The sequence below is a fragment of the Rhodanobacter sp. OK091 genome, from assembly GCF_900142825.1.
Classification (GTDB): Bacteria; Pseudomonadota; Gammaproteobacteria; order Xanthomonadales; family Rhodanobacteraceae; genus Rhodanobacter.
This window is the reverse complement of sequence record NZ_FRCH01000002.1, coordinates 1,034,101-1,048,162: the sequence shown is the minus strand read 5'-3', so window position 1 is coordinate 1,048,162 and position 14,062 is coordinate 1,034,101. Positions and strand designations below refer to the sequence as shown.

General features: G+C 64.8%; 13 protein-coding genes. 7 read left to right on the top strand and 6 right to left on the bottom strand.

Going from position 1 to position 14,062, the window contains the following annotated elements:
* Positions 1–120 precede the first annotated feature (120 nt).
* Positions 121–921 (top strand): tryptophan synthase subunit alpha, encoded by an 801-nt coding sequence (gene trpA / locus BUA26_RS14000; protein ID WP_072761415.1) that lies wholly within the window; start codon positions 121–123, stop codon positions 919–921.
* A gap of 50 nt (positions 922–971) precedes the next feature.
* A complete protein-coding gene (gene accD, locus BUA26_RS13995) occupies positions 972–1,841 on the top strand; it encodes an acetyl-CoA carboxylase, carboxyltransferase subunit beta (protein WP_072761414.1) in 870 nt (289 codons plus the stop codon).
* Positions 1,842–1,899: 58 nt separating this feature from the next.
* Here the strand turns inward: accD and BUA26_RS13990 are convergent, their stop codons facing one another.
* The 4 genes from BUA26_RS13990 to BUA26_RS13975 form a co-directional block, all read right to left on the bottom strand.
* Positions 1,900–3,186: an NRAMP family divalent metal transporter gene (locus BUA26_RS13990; protein WP_072761413.1), complete on the bottom strand. Its 1,287-nt coding sequence runs from the start codon at positions 3,184–3,186 to the stop codon at positions 1,900–1,902.
* Positions 3,187–3,230: 44 nt separating this feature from the next.
* The gene (locus BUA26_RS13985; protein ID WP_072761412.1) at positions 3,231–3,620 is read right to left on the bottom strand and encodes a response regulator; all 390 of its coding nucleotides are present in this window, start codon (positions 3,618–3,620) and stop codon (positions 3,231–3,233) included.
* 77 nt (positions 3,621–3,697) lie between these two features.
* A complete protein-coding gene (locus BUA26_RS13980) occupies positions 3,698–4,906 on the bottom strand; it encodes a cation:proton antiporter (protein WP_072761411.1) in 1,209 nt (402 codons plus the stop codon).
* 82 nt (positions 4,907–4,988) lie between these two features.
* The gene (locus BUA26_RS13975) at positions 4,989–6,389 is read right to left on the bottom strand and encodes an MFS transporter (RefSeq protein ID WP_072761618.1); all 1,401 of its coding nucleotides are present in this window, start codon (positions 6,387–6,389) and stop codon (positions 4,989–4,991) included.
* A gap of 270 nt (positions 6,390–6,659) precedes the next feature.
* On the opposite strand from BUA26_RS13975, the gene rnk reads away from it, so the two are divergent.
* The 4 genes from rnk to BUA26_RS13955 all read left to right on the top strand — a co-directional run bounded on the left by rnk (position 6,660) and on the right by BUA26_RS13955 (position 10,900).
* Positions 6,660–7,070: a nucleoside diphosphate kinase regulator gene (rnk, locus tag BUA26_RS13970; RefSeq protein ID WP_072761410.1), complete on the top strand. Its 411-nt coding sequence runs from the start codon at positions 6,660–6,662 to the stop codon at positions 7,068–7,070.
* 77 nt (positions 7,071–7,147) lie between these two features.
* Positions 7,148–9,538 (top strand): NAD-dependent DNA ligase LigA, encoded by a 2,391-nt coding sequence (ligA, locus tag BUA26_RS13965; RefSeq protein ID WP_072761409.1) that lies wholly within the window; start codon positions 7,148–7,150, stop codon positions 9,536–9,538.
* Positions 9,538–10,494, top strand: coding sequence for an EF-P lysine aminoacylase EpmA (gene epmA, locus BUA26_RS13960; protein ID WP_072761408.1), 957 nt, complete (start codon positions 9,538–9,540; stop codon positions 10,492–10,494). Before ligA ends, epmA begins: the two co-directional genes overlap by 1 nt.
* 7 nt (positions 10,495–10,501) lie before the next feature.
* Complete coding sequence (locus BUA26_RS13955) at positions 10,502–10,900, top strand: SMU1112c/YaeR family gloxylase I-like metalloprotein (RefSeq protein ID WP_178368592.1); 399 nt, start codon at positions 10,502–10,504, stop codon at positions 10,898–10,900.
* Positions 10,901–10,943: 43 nt separating this feature from the next.
* Here the strand turns inward: BUA26_RS13955 and aqpZ are convergent, their stop codons facing one another.
* Positions 10,944–11,648, bottom strand: a complete 705-nt coding sequence (aqpZ, locus tag BUA26_RS13950) for an aquaporin Z (RefSeq protein WP_218587829.1) — start codon at positions 11,646–11,648, stop codon at positions 10,944–10,946.
* Between the two features lie 303 nt (positions 11,649–11,951).
* Between aqpZ and BUA26_RS13945 the strand changes: the two genes are divergently transcribed.
* Positions 11,952–13,259 (top strand): MFS transporter, encoded by a 1,308-nt coding sequence (locus tag BUA26_RS13945; RefSeq protein WP_072761615.1) that lies wholly within the window; start codon positions 11,952–11,954, stop codon positions 13,257–13,259.
* A 101-nt stretch (positions 13,260–13,360) separates the two neighbouring features.
* Here BUA26_RS13945 and BUA26_RS13940 read toward each other — a convergent pair whose 3' ends face one another.
* Positions 13,361–14,047, bottom strand: coding sequence for a DUF2461 domain-containing protein (locus BUA26_RS13940; RefSeq protein WP_072761407.1), 687 nt, complete (start codon positions 14,045–14,047; stop codon positions 13,361–13,363).
* Between the last annotated feature and the right edge of the window lie 15 nt (positions 14,048–14,062).

The following is a 14,062-nucleotide window of genomic DNA, read 5'->3' as shown; positions in this document are numbered from 1 at the left end:
AGAGGAATGAGAAGTGAGAGAAAGGCAAAAGCATCTTCGTCGCCAGTCTTCGGTTCGAATCACGCAGGGCATCCACATGAACACTCGTTTCTCACTTCTCTCCACTCGTTTCTCGCAGCCATGAATCGCATCGATCGCCGTTTCGCCCAGCTCAAGGTCGCCGGCCGCACCGGCCTGATTCCCTTCGTCACCGCCGGCGATCCGTCGCCCCAACATGTCGTCGCACTGATGCACGCGCTGGTCGATGCGGGCGCCGACCTGATCGAGCTGGGTGTGCCGTTTTCCGATCCGATGGCCGATGGCCCGGTGATCCAGCACGCCAGCGAGCGGGCGATCGCGAAAGGCGTCGGTCTGAACGAGGTGCTTGCCTGGGTTGCAGCGTTCCGCCAGCGTGATGCGGATACACCGGTCGTGCTGATGGGTTACCTGAATCCGGTAGAGATCCACGGTTATGCGCGCTTCGCACAGGAAGCCGTACAGGCAGGCGTCGATGGCGTGCTGCTGGTCGATTGTCCGCTGGAAGAATCGGCCGTCCTGCAGTCGCTGCGCGACGCCGGCCTGCAGCAGATCCTGCTCGCCGCGCCCACCACCGCACCCGCGCGTATGGCACAGCTGTGCGGTTCCGCAGAGGGTTTCCTGTACTATGTCTCGTTCGCTGGCATCACGGGTGCGGCACACTTGAGTACCGGCGATATCGCCGCCCGCGTGGCGGATATCCGCGCCCGCGCCAAGGCGCCGGTAGCGGTGGGCTTCGGCATTCGCGATGCGGCGAGCGCCAAGGCAATTGCCGGTTTTGCAGATGCGGTGGTGATCGGCAGTGCGCTGGTCGAGCAGTTGGCCGGGGCCACGGAGGCCGAAGAAATAACCGTGCGGGTCCACGCGTTTCTCGCGCCGATCCGCACTGCGCTCGATGCGCTTTGAGACTACGTGCCGCCCGTGGGTGGCGCGCTGACGAATGGTAGGGTGATGCGATGAATTGGCTGCAGAAAATCATGAACCCGCGCACCCGCCCGCAGAGTCCGAACGGCGGCAAGGGTTCGGTACCCGAGGGCGTGTGGGAAAAGTGCGGCGGCTGCGGCACCGTGCTGTACCGGCCGGAGCTCGAGCGCAACCTGATGGTCTGTCCGAAATGCGGCCATCATCACTACATCAGCGCGCGCATGCGGCTGGACGCCTTGCTCGATGAAGGGTCCGGCCAGGAACTGTGGGCCAGCATGGAGCCCACCGATCCCTTGAAATTCCGCGATTCCAAGAAGTATCGCGACCGCATCGTCGCGACCCAGAAAAAGATCGGCGAGAAGGACGCGATGGTGGCCATGAGCGGCCGGCTCAAGGGCCGTCCGCTGATGGCGGTGGCCTTCGAGTTCGCCTACATGGGCGGTTCGATGGGTTCGGTGGTGGGCGAGAAATTCGCGCGCGCCGCCGAGCGTGCGCTGGCCGACAGGAGCGCCCTGGTTTGCTTCTCCGCCACCGGCGGCGCGCGCATGCAAGAGGCGCTCTTCTCGCTGATGCAGATGGCCAAGACGTCGGCGGCGCTGGCACGTCTGCGCGATGCCGGCGTGCCGTATATCAGCGTGCTGACCAACCCGACCACCGGTGGCGTATCTGCCAGCCTGGCGATGCTTGGGGACATCAACATCGGCGAGCCGAAGGCATTGATCGGATTCGCCGGCCCGCGCGTGATCGAGCAGACCGTGCGCGAGACCTTGCCGGAAGGCTTCCAGCGCTCGGAATTCCTGGTCGAACACGGCGCGATCGACCTGATCGTCGACCGTCGCGAGATGCGCGACAAACTGGCCGACCTGCTCGGCATTCTGGTGAAGGCGCCGCGCGCAGCCTGATACCGGTGCGTTTTGCGTAGCGATGCCGCCGTCGGGCGGCATCGTCGTTTGCGCCCACTCACTTTCCCCAAGTAGCGAACATCACGACCGCTGCCACCGCCATCGCTACCGTCGCCATCCATCCGAAAACCTTCAACGGCCACGGCATGGTGAACTTGCCCATCACTTTTCTGCTGGACCCCATCAGCATCATCACGATCATCAGGGGTACGGCGGTAACGCCGTTGACCACCGCGCTCCAGTACAGCGCCTTGATCGGGTCGAGCGGCGTCAGGTTCAGCGCAATGCCGGCGAGGCTGGCGAAGATCAGCACGCCATAGAAAAACTTGGCCTTGCGCGGCTTGTTTTCCAGCCCGCTGCGTTGGCCGAATGCACCGGATGCGGCATAGGCGGTGGCGCCGGCCAGCACCGGCACGGCCAGCAAGCCGGTGCCGATGATGCCGGCCGCGAACAGCGCGAACGCCAGCTGGCCAGCCAGCGGGCGCAGGGCTTCAGCGGCTTCGGCGGACGACTGGATGTCGATCTTGCCGTGGGCGTGCAGCACCACGGCGGCGGTGAGGATGATGAAGAACGAGATCAGGTTGGAGAAAATCATGCCCACCGTGGTGTCGATGCCGATGCGGCGCAATGCGCTTGGCGCCTGCAACGGGGCCCGCCGCAACGCTTTGCGCCGCTTGTTCGAGCCGATCTCTTCCACTTCCTGCGCAGCCTGCCAGAAGAACAAATAAGGGCTGATCGTAGTGCCGAGCAGGGCGACCAGCCCGACGGCGTACTTGGCGTTCCAGCTGACCGGTGGCATCACGATGCTCCTGAGCACGTCCGGCCACGGCACGTCGATGACCAGCACGGTACCCACATAGGCGAACAGGCTCAGCGTAAGCAGCTTGAGGATGGGCGAGTAGCGCGTGAACGGAATAAAGATCTGCAGCACCAGCGACAGCACGGCGAAGCTTGCGGCATACAGCAGCGCCGGTCCGCCGATCAGCAGCTTCAATGCGGCGCCCATGGCGCCGATGTCCGCTGCGAGGTTGATCACGTTCGCGATGAGGGTCAAGCCCATCAGGACGTATACCAGCGTGTGCGAATAGTGCTTGCGCATGCCGTCCATCAGGCCGTGGCCGGTGACCCGCCCGATGCCGGCGCTGATGGCCTGGATCGCGATCATCAGCGGCATGGTCACCAGGACGCACCACAACATGCCGTAGCCGAACGCAGCGCCCACTTGCGAGTAGGTGGCAATGCCGCTGGGGTCGTCGTCGGCTGCGCCGGTGATCAAGCCTGCGCCGAGATTTCTCCATGGCGGCTTTTCGATGCCGCCATCTTCGGTATTTTCGTGATCGACCATAGAAATGTTTCCGATGCGGGATGCAGCGAGCCGTTCACCCGCGATCAAACGCCTGCAGTGCCGCCGGCCCGCGCCACCGCTACCCCAATGGCCTCCAGCAACTGCTCCCCACCGAACGGCTTGCGCAGGAACACCCCGCGCTCGGGAATCTCGGCGCAGTGAACCTCGGGATCGGCGGTGATCACGACGACGGCAATGGCGGGATACCGTTCGATCGCCTTCCGACAGATATCGATGCCGCTCATGCTGCCGGCCAGGATGACGTCGGCAACGATGACGTCGATGATCGGCGCATTCTGCATGTGGCTGAGCGCGCCCGCCGAGCCGGGTACCCGAATAGTCTGAAAGTCCGCGGTGGCGGCCAAGTGCAAGTCGATGGATTCCAGCACCAGGTCATCGTCGTCGACGATGAGTACGGTTTTCTTCGTTTCCACAGATTTCCCCCGAAACTACTCAGCGCTGTCATTCAGCATATTCGCAGTCCGAAACCAACGGCGGCCGACCCGCCCGCTCATCCTTTCACATCAGGCACGTCGACCGTGTTGCCACTGCTGCCGCCGTGCTTCAGCAACCATGCCAGCACCGGGGGCGTGACCATTGCGGTGAGCAGCGACATCGCCACGATGATGGCGTAGATACGATTATCGAAGACGCCGGCGGCGAGGCCGAGAGTGGCCACCACGATGCCGACTTCACCGCGCGGCACCATGCCGAAACCGATGATGGTGGCGCTGCGCTGACCCAGCGACAGCGCGCCGAGCCAGCCGCCGACGAACTTGGAAATGATCGCGATCACGGTGACCACGGCGAGCATCAGCAAGGCGTCGGCGCTGGCCAGTTCGTGCAGGTCGATCTTGCTGCCGGTCACCACGAAGAAGAAGGGGGTGAGCAGAGCGAGCAGCGGCTTTGTCTGCTGTTCCAGCGTGTGCTGCTGGCGGGTTTCCGAGGCGATCATGCCGGCCAGGAACGCACCGATGATTGCGGCCAGCCCGAACAAGGTGGACAGGTAAGCCAGGCCGAGGCACAGCGCCAGTACGATCATCAACGGCGAATGCGGGCCCAGCGGCCGCTCCAGCCAATTGGAGTTCCAGCGCATCACCCGCGCGCCGCCCCAGCCGATCACCGCGATGAAGCCGACTGCGCTGGCCAGCACAAGCAGCAGATGCGAGGCGTTGAAGCTCCCGCCGGCCTGCAGTGACACCACGACGCCGAGCAACAGCATGGCCAGAATGTCGTCGATCACCGCGGCGCCGAGGATCACCTTGCTCTCGATCCGCTGCAGCGCGCCCAGCTCCTGCAGCACGCGTGCGGTGATGCCGGCCGAAGTAGCCACGAACGCCGCGGCCACGAACAGCGAGCGATCCCAGTTGAAGCCGTTGCTATGGGCCCACACGCTGCCCATGCCGAACGGCACCAGGACCCCGATCACGCCGACCACGAAGGCCACCTTGCCGACTTTCTTCAGATCTTCCAGGCGCGTTTCCAGACCCACCGCGAACAGCAGCAGGACCACGCCGATCTCTGCCAGCACATCGAGTGGGGTGCCAGTGGCGATCTGATCCAGGCTGATCCATCCGAGCAGGGAAGGGCCGATCACGCAGCCGGCCGCAATCTCGCCGACCACACCGGGCAGTTTCAGCCGCTGCGCGATCTCGCCACCGATCTGGGCGGCGACGAACACGATGAACAAGGTGAACAAGATGTCGCTGGCGTGGTGCATGCGGCGTGCGTCCGGGCAGTCGGCGGAACTTGCATGCTACATGGACGTCGCAGCGCGTGGTGGCAGCCGAGCGAGTGTCGTGTCACTCGGTCACGGCGCCGACCGGCAGCGGACGATCATGCCGAAGCCGGCTGAATACGCGGCTGGCCATGGCAGTGATCGCCGCCAGCAGCAACACGGTCCATCGGAAAGCCACGACATAATCGTCGTGTGCATGCCCTTGCAGCATCGCCTCCATCAGCAAGGTGGACAGCGCGATACCGAAGCTCATCGCGAGGTACTGCGCGGTCGAGGCCATCGACGAGGCCATCGAGGCGTGCTGGATGTCCAGGTCGCTGTAGATCAGCGTGTTCATCGCGGTGTACTGCAGCCCGGCGAAACTGCCATAGAGGAACGTCAGCACGGCGATCAGCCACACAGGCGAGCCCGGCCCGAGCAAGGCAAACGTGGCCAGCAGCACAGCCACCATCAATGTATTCCCGAGCAGCAGCCGCCGGTAGCCGAAATGGATCAGCGCGCGGTGGATCACCCACTTGGCGCTGATCGAACCGAGCGCCTGCGGCACCATCATCAAGCCGGCCATCAGCGGCGACCAGCCACAGCCCACTTGCAGGAACAGCACCAGCAACAGGAACATGCCGGAGATGCCGAGCCGGGTGAACAGGCCGCCGGCCAGCGAGACCCACACGCTGCGCACGTGCAGCAGCCGCAGATCCGCCACCGGATGCATGGTGCGCCGGCTGTGCCACACGTAGACCGCGCCCAGCAGCACGGCGCTCGCGCTGCTCAGCCCGATCAGCTTCCACGGCACCGGCTTGCTGCCGGCCAGCTCCGATGCGGTGAGCAGCAGCGCCGAAGCGGCGGCAAACAGCAGGAAGCCGAACAAGTCGAAGCGGTTGGCGTGATCGAGACGGTAATCAGGCATGTCGCGCTGGTTCATCCATACGCCGGCGATCGCCACCGGCACATTGATCAGGAAGATCAGCCGCCACGAGGTGAGCTGCACCAGCGCGCCGCCGAGCAGTGGACCGAGTACCGAGCCGAGCAGGCCGAACGTGGCGACCGTACTCATCGCGCGTACGAACTCGTGCTTGTGGATGCTGCGCACCAGCACATAGCGGCCCACCGGCATCAGCGAGGCGCCGCCGACCCCTTGCAGCACGCGGGCGGCGACCAGCTGCGGCAACGTCTGCGCGACGCCGCACAGCAGCGAGCCCACGCCAAATATGACGATCGCGATGCCGAACACCCGCCGCGTGCCTAGCCGATCGCACAGCCATGGGCTGGCCGGGATCAGGATCGCCAGGGTCAGCACGTAGCTGGTCAGCGCGGTGCGCATGCCCAGCGGCGTCACCAGCAGCGCTTCGGCCATCGCCGGCACAGCGGTGTTGACCACGGTGGAATCCAGCGCCTGCATGAAGAACGCGGCGGAGACCAGCCACAGCAGGCCGCGGAAACGTTCGCGCGTGGAAACGTCAGGCAAACCGGCGGACACCGGCGCTGGCGAGGGGACAGCGGAAGCGGCAGTGTGGAGGTCCGCGGCGGCTTGGTGAGGCATTGGCCGCCATGATACCTGCTGCGACAGCTTGCTTTTCGCAAACGGCATCCGCAAAGTCAGCCTTGTTTCATCTGACGGTCATGTGCGTGATGGGCATGACAGCCAATAACGACCACGTGCGCCGGGGCGGTTTCGTCCCGGCGCATGCTTTTGTGCGGCTGGAGCCGCAAGCATCAGCAAGCATCAGGAAGAGCCATGAGCAGCAAGCCACCAATCATCGTTTCCCGTATCGACCTGGATCGTATTGAAGCGTTGCTGGACCGATTGCCTGCCGCCGAAGCCGACAATTTCGGCGCGCTGCGGGCCGAGCTCGACCGCGCCGAGGTGGTCGAGCCGGCGGCGATGCCGGCAAACACAGTGACGATGAACTCCACCGTCACGTTCGAGGACGAGAGCAGCGGCGAAAAACTCACCCTGACCCTGGTCTATCCGGCTGCGGCCGGCGCTCCGGGGACGGTGTCGATCCTGGCGCCGGTAGGCAGTGCGTTGCTGGGGCTGGCCTGTGGCCAGCAGATCGACTGGCCGACGCCGGACGGCCGCAAGCGCCGTCTGAAAGTGCTGGAAGTCTCCTATCAGCCGGAAGCGGCAGGACATCTCCACCGCTAGGGTGTCCCTGAGCGTCGAGACAGGCAGTCGGAATTCGCCGGTATCGTTAAACTGCGGGAGATCCTGAGGAGACCCGCATGACCGAACGTCCTGCCCCAGCCGATGTCCTTGCCCACGCCGCCGAGCTGCGGGCGCAGATCGAGCAGGCCAATTACCGTTATCACGTGCTCGACGACGCGGATATCACCGACGCCGACTACGACCGCCTGATGCGCGAACTGGAAGCGCTGGAAACCGACTATCCCGCGCTGGCTTCGACCGACTCGCCCACGCGCAAGGTCGGCGCGCGGGCGTCCGGCGGCTTTGCCGAGGTGAGGCACCAGCTGCCGATGCTGTCGCTGGGCAACGCGTTCGAGCAGGACGGCGAAAGCGAGCGCGAACGGTTCCGCGAGGTGGCCGAGTTCGAGCGCCGCATCGAGCAGACACTGGACCGGCGCGAGCCCATATTCTCGGTCGAACCGAAGCTGGACGGACTGGCGATCAGCCTGCGCTACGAACGGGGCATCTTCATGCAGGGCGCTACCCGCGGCGATGGCGAAACCGGCGAGGACGTGACCGCGAACCTGCGTACGGTGCGGGCGATCCCTTTGAAACTCCGTGGCAAGGGCCACCCTGACGTGCTGGAAGTGCGCGGCGAAGTCATCATGCTGCGCAAGGATTTCGAGACGTTCAACGAGTACGCCCGTGCGCACGGCGAGAAGCCGCTGGCGAATCCGCGTAATGGCGCGGCCGGCTCACTGCGCCAGCTCGATCCCGCGATCACCGCGAAGCGGCGGCTGAGCTTCTTCGCCTACGCGATCGGCGTGGTTGAAGGCGGCGAGCTGCCTCCGACGCATTCCGCCACGCTGCGGCAATTGCGCGAGTGGGGATTTCCGGTGTCGCCGGAAGTCGATATCGCCCGCGGCTTCGACGGCCTGATTGCGTACTTCCGGCGCATCGGCGCGAAGCGCGATAGCTTGCCCTATGACATCGACGGCGTCGTCTACAAGCTGGACGACTACGCCGGCCAGCGCGAGATGGGTTTCGTCTCGCGCGCACCGCGCTGGGCGATCGCACACAAATTCCCGGCGCAGGAGCAGGCCACGCGTCTGCTCGACATCGAGGTCCAGATCGGCCGCACCGGTGCGGCCACACCGCGTGCGCGGATGGAGCCGGTGCAGGTGGCCGGTGTGACGGTGACCTATGCCACGCTGCACAACGCGGATCAGGTCGCGCGGCTGGACGTTCGCGTGGGCGACACGGTGATCGTACGCCGCGCCGGCGACGTGATTCCCGAAGTGGTGCGGGTGATCGAGGATCAGCGCCCGCCAGGTACGGTGCCATGGGTGATGCCGACGCACTGCCCGGTCTGTGGATCCGCACTGATTCGTGAAGAGGGGGCGGCGGCCTGGCGCTGTTCCGGCGGCCTGATCTGCGCGGCACAGCGCAAGGAGGCGTTGATCCATTTTGCCGCGCGCCGGGCGATGGATATCGAAGGTCTCGGCGAGCGTTTCGCCGAGGCGTTGGTGGAGCTGGACATCGTGCACACGCCGGCCGATCTGTATGGGCTTACCGTTGAACGCTTCGTGGCGATGAAGCAGGCGCTCGACGGGCGCGATGGAACCACGCCGGAGACGGTGAAGGCCGGCAAGGTGGCCACCAAGTGGGCGGAAAACCTGGTCGATGGAATCGCGGCCAGCAAGCACACGACGCTGGCGCGCTTCCTGTTCGCGCTCGGCATCATGCATATCGGCGAGAGCACGGCGAAGACGCTGGCGGCGTGGCTGGGCAAGCTCGATTTCGTGCGCAGCACACCGGCACCGGTACTGCGGGTATTGCCGGATATCGGCGACGAAGTGGCCGCGTCGATCGCGAGCTTCTTTGCCCAGGAGGGCAATCAGCAGGTGGTCGACGCGTTGCTCGCCGCCGGCATCGTCTTCGGTGACGAGACGGCACCATCGCCGCTGCTGCGCGAGCGCCTGAACCTGGGCGTGTTGCTGGACACGGCGAAGATCAACAAGCTCGGTCCGAAGAGCTGCAAACTGCTGGCACAGCATTTCCCCACGCTGGACAAGCTGCTGGCGGGCGGCTCGGCGCACTGGATCACCGCCGGTGTGCCGCAGGCAGCGGCGTCCGGCCTGGAAACCTTTCTCGCCGATCCGGAGGCGTTGGCCGGATTGCGTGAAGCGGAGGCGTCGATGCGACGTTTGCTCAAGGCGATTCCGGCAACGGCCGCGGTGGTGCAATCACCGTTGGCCGGGCAGACCATCGTGCTCACCGGCACGCTCACCTCGCTCAGCCGCGATGAAGCGAAGGAGCGGTTGGAGACACTGGGCGCCAAGGTCTCCGGTTCGGTATCCAAGAAGACCAGCTTCGTGGTCGCCGGCGAAGCCGCCGGCTCCAAACTCGACAAGGCGCAGGAGCTGGGCGTGCCCGTATGGGACGAGGCACAATTGCAAGCGCTATTGAAAGAACACGAGGCGGGTTGATGGAGACGGCCCGGATCGCCTCGCTGCAACTGCGCGCGCGGCTCTACGCACTGATCCGCACGTTCTTCGCCGAACGCCATGTGCTGGAAGTGGAAACGCCGATCCTGTCCGCCGCCGGCAATACCGATCCGAACATCGAGAGCTTCAGCACGGCATTCAGCGGCCACGTCGATGCCGGCGCGCGCGAACGCTGGTTGCGTACTTCACCGGAGTTTCCGCTGAAGCGCCTGCTCGCTGCCGGGATCGGCGACTGCTACGAGCTGGGGCGCGTGTTCCGCAATGGCGAAGCCGGCGGTCGGCACAATCCCGAGTTCAGCATGTTGGAGTGGTATCGGGTCGGCTGGGATCATCGCCGTCTGATGGGGGAGACCATCGAGCTGGTGGAGGCGGCGCTGGCGATGGTCGGGCGGCGTGCCGAGGTGCTGATCGAGAGTTACCGGCAGCTGTTTCTCGACGAGCTGGGCATCGATCCGTTGCATGCACCGATCGACGAACTGCGCGCACCGCTGGCGGAGTACAACATCGGCCCGGAGGGTCTGGGGCGTGACGACTGGCTCGATCTGCTGATCACGCACAAGCTGCAGCCGTCGTTCCCGCGCGACCGCATCACGCTGATCCACGATTACCCGGCCACGCAGTGCGCATTGGCGAGGATCCGTCCGGGTGAAACGCCGCTGGCCGAACGCTTCGAGCTGTATCTGGGGCGCTACGAGCTGGCCAACGGCTATCACGAGTTGAACGACGCGGCGGAGCAGCACAGACGTTTCGAGCGTGACAACGCCCTGCGTCGCCATCGTGGCTTGGGTGAGGTCCCGGTCGACGAGCGTCTGCTTGGCGTACTCGGCGCGCTGCCCGATTGCGCCGGCGTGGCACTCGGCGTGGAACGCCTGCTCATGTGCCTGGCCGGCACCGACGCGATCGCCGACGTGCTCGCGTTCCCCTTCAACGAGGCCTGAGTCGACCATGAGCAAGCCATTGCTGGGCGCCATCCATCATGTTGCGCTGATCTGTTCGGACTATCCCCGTTCGCGCGCGTTCTACAGCGAAACGCTGGGACTGCCGATCGTGCACGAGGTCTATCGCGCCGCACGCGATTCCTGGAAATGCGATCTGCTGGTCAGCCCCGGCGTGCAGCTGGAGCTGTTTTCGTTTCCCGATCCGCCATCGCGGCCGTCACGACCGGAGGCGCAGGGGCTGCGACACCTGGCTTTTGCGGTCACCGATGTGGGTGCGGCGGCTGCCGTGCTGGGCGAGCGTGGGGTGAGTTGCGAGCCGGTACGTGTAGATGAATACACCGGCAAGCGCTTCACCTTTTTCGCCGATCCGGACGGTTTGCCGATCGAACTTTACGAGGCGGACTGAGCCTTCCCGAAACCCCGCCCGTTACCGGGCGGGGCAGGTGATATCAGGCGTCGCGACTTTCCAGCAGATAACGATAGATCAGGCCGCCGATGATGCCGCCGATCAGGGGCACCAGCCAGAACAGCCATAGCTGCTCGATCGCCCAGCCGCCATGGAACAATGCCACGCCGGTCGAGCGTGCCGGATTGACCGAGGTGTTGGTGACTGGAATGCCGACCAGATGGATCAGCGTCAACGCCAGGCCGATCGCGACGCCGGCAAAGCCCGCCGGTGCGCGCTTGTCGGTGGCACCGTGGATCACGATCAGGAAGAACGCTGTGAGCACCAGCTCAGCCACGATCGCCGCATGCATTGAGTAGTGGTCGGGTGAATGTTCGCCATAACCGTTGGAAGCGAAACTGCCGGCACTGACATCGAAGCCGGCCTTGCCGCTGGCGATCAGGTAAAGCACCGCCGCCGCCGCGATGGAGCCGAGCACCTGAATCACCACGTACGGCAATACATCTTTCGCCGGGAAGCGGCCGCCGGCGTACAGGCCTACCGTGACTGCCGGGTTGAAATGGCCGCCAGAGATATGCCCGACCGCGTAAACCATGGTCAGCACGGTAAGACCGAAGGCCAGCGCGACGCCGGCGAAACCGATACCTAGATCCGGAAAACCGGCAGCCAGAACGGCACTGCCGCAACCACCGAACACCAGCCAGAACGTGCCGAAGAATTCGGCGCCAAGACGCTTGCTCATGCTCATCAGGAAACTCCTTGTCGGTTGAATGCAGGCGCGCGTGGTATCAGCACGAGCGCTATTCGTCACAACACGCGAAGACATTTTTCCCAGAACCCCAAGCCCAGACCCCATGCCCGGAACCTCTCAGGTGACAGCACGCATGCCGATGGGTACGCGATGCCTCCCCGATTTCACCCGGCATCCCTGTCGGTCGCGCGCAGCATAAGCGATGCCGGCATCGGGTACGAGCGCCGCCCTTGCCCCCTCCCTGCAGCATGGCAATGCGTTATGTTGCGCGGATCATTACCTGAGTGCGTGGAACTGCCGATGACTGATGCCGCCGTGCCGTACCCGTCGAATGCCTCCGTATCCGCGCGCGCACTCGATCGACGCGATCTGCGCACATTGGGCCTGTCCGCGCTCGGCGGGGCGCTGGAGTTCTACGATTTCGTGGTGTTCGTGTTTTTCGCGATTCCGCTGAGTCATCTCTTCTTTCCACCTGACACTGCCGCATGGCTGGCCCAGCTGCAGGTGTTCGGCATCTTCGCGGCAGGCTATCTGGCGCGTCCATTGGGCGGCATCGTGATGGCGCATTACGGCGACATGCTGGGGCGCAAGAAGATGTTTACGCTCAGCGTGTTCCTGATGGCGGTGCCGACCCTGGGTATCGGCCTGCTGCCGGTGTATGCGCAGATCGGCATGCTGGCGCCGCTGCTGTTGCTGTTGCTGCGGGTAGTGCAGGGCATCGCGGTCGGCGGCGAGGTGCCCGGCGCGTGGGTGTTCGTGGCCGAACATGTGCCGGCACAGCGGATCGGTTTTGCCTGTGCCAGCCTCACCTCGGGACTCACCGTCGGCATCCTGATCGGCTCATTGGTGGCGGCAGCGATCCAGCGCGAACTGGCTCCTGCTGCGGTGCTCGATTACGGCTGGCGGCTGCCGTTCCTGATCGGCGGCGTGTTCGGTTTCTTCGCGGTGTGGCTGCGCCGCTGGCTGAGCGAGACACCGGTATTCGAGGAGATGCATGCGCGCCGAGAGCTGGCCAGCGGGTTGCCATTGCAGCAGGTGTTCGAACGTCACCTTCCAAGCGTGCTTCTGTCGATGCTGGTGACGTGGATGCTCACTGCAGCGATCGTGGTGATGATCCTGATGACACCGTCGCTGGTGCAGTCGGTGTTCCACATCGAGCCGGCACGCGCCTTCCTCGGCAACAACGTGGCCTCCTTTGCGCTGGCGCTGGGCTGCCTGTTTTACGGCTGGCTGGCCGATCGCATCGGCTACGCGCGTGCGCTGTTGTTCGGTGCGCTGGGATTGCTGGCATGCAGCTACGCGCTGTATCTCGACCTGCAGGCCGGCGCGGCACATTTCATTGGGCTGTATGGGTTGGCGGGTTTTGCGGTCGGCGTGGTCGGCGTGGTGCCGGCGCTGATGGTGGTCGCGTTTCCGCCGGCGGTGCGTTTCTCCGGCCTGTCGTTCTCGTACAACATCGCCTACGCCTTGTTCGGCGGTCTCACGCCGCCGTTGATCGGCATGCTGGTGAAACGGTACGGCGCGCTGGCGCCGGCCCACTACGTGGCGTTTACCGCGCTTATCGGAATGGCGGTCGCTTTCGCGCTGCTTCGTCGTCCGCGCCCGTAGGAGCCCGCTGGCGGGCGATGCTCTTGTTCTGATGGTTTGGAGAGACTCAGAGCAACAGCATCGCCCGCGAGCGGGCTCCTACAAGATCCATCGGTCTTCGGCTAGAACTCCAGCTCCTGCGCCGCGCACAGATAATCGATCAGCGGCGCGACGCGCTTGAATGTCGCCACCGTCCACGGCAGCAGTTCGTCGGAGCAAGCCAGCGCTTCGTCGAAGTTTTCGCCTACGGCGAAATCCTTGCGCTTGAGATCCTCGATCAGCTCGTGCGCGGGGTCGAAGCCGCGCGGCGGCCGGCTCAGAGATTCACCCCAGAACGTCAGGTGCTCGCGGAAGGCCTTGCTTTGCGTGGCGCGTTTCCAGGCGGCCGGATTATCGGCGAGGAAATTGCGGATGCGCTTAAGCGCGTCCGGTTCGGGATGCCACATGCCGCCGCCGGCAAAGCAGTCGCCGGGCTGTATGTGCATGTAGAACGACGGTGCAGGGATCTCGTGACGGCGTTCGTGGAAGAAGCGCGAGCCCTGCCACGGCTTGTACGGCAGCTTGTTGTTGGAAAAGCGCGTGTCGCGAAAGATGCGGAACAGCGAGCCGCCGTTCTTGCGCGGGTCGGCGCGGTAATGCGGGCTGATCTTCGCCAGCGGTGCCTGCAAGTCGGTGATCAGCTGCAGGAACGGCTCGCGCACATGGCGCTCGTAATCGTCCTTGTGCGCATGGAACCAGTCGCGGCTGTTGTTGCGATCGAGCGCGCGGAGGAAGCGGAAGGTGGCTGGAGTGAAATAGCTCTGGGGCATGGCGGGTCGATGGAT

Bases quoted from the DNA above. Each gene is read 5' to 3' on its own strand.
- trpA (WP_072761415.1), top strand. From the start codon at position 121: ATGAATCGCATCGATCGCCGTTTCGCCCAGCTCAAGGTCGCCGGCCGC.
- accD (WP_072761414.1), top strand. From the start codon at position 972: ATGAATTGGCTGCAGAAAATCATGAACCCGCGCACCCGCCCGCAGAGT.
- BUA26_RS13990 (WP_072761413.1), bottom strand. From the start codon at position 3,186: ATGGTCGATCACGAAAATACCGAAGATGGCGGCATCGAAAAGCCGCCA.
- BUA26_RS13980 (WP_072761411.1), bottom strand. From the start codon at position 4,906: ATGCACCACGCCAGCGACATCTTGTTCACCTTGTTCATCGTGTTCGTC.
- rnk (WP_072761410.1), top strand. From the start codon at position 6,660: ATGAGCAGCAAGCCACCAATCATCGTTTCCCGTATCGACCTGGATCGT.
- ligA (WP_072761409.1), top strand. From the start codon at position 7,148: ATGACCGAACGTCCTGCCCCAGCCGATGTCCTTGCCCACGCCGCCGAG.
- epmA (WP_072761408.1), top strand. From the start codon at position 9,538: ATGGAGACGGCCCGGATCGCCTCGCTGCAACTGCGCGCGCGGCTCTAC.
- BUA26_RS13955 (WP_178368592.1), top strand. From the start codon at position 10,502: ATGAGCAAGCCATTGCTGGGCGCCATCCATCATGTTGCGCTGATCTGT.
- aqpZ (WP_218587829.1), bottom strand. From the start codon at position 11,648: ATGAGCATGAGCAAGCGTCTTGGCGCCGAATTCTTCGGCACGTTCTGG.
- BUA26_RS13945 (WP_072761615.1), top strand. From the start codon at position 11,952: ATGACTGATGCCGCCGTGCCGTACCCGTCGAATGCCTCCGTATCCGCG.
- BUA26_RS13940 (WP_072761407.1), bottom strand. From the start codon at position 14,047: ATGCCCCAGAGCTATTTCACTCCAGCCACCTTCCGCTTCCTCCGCGCG.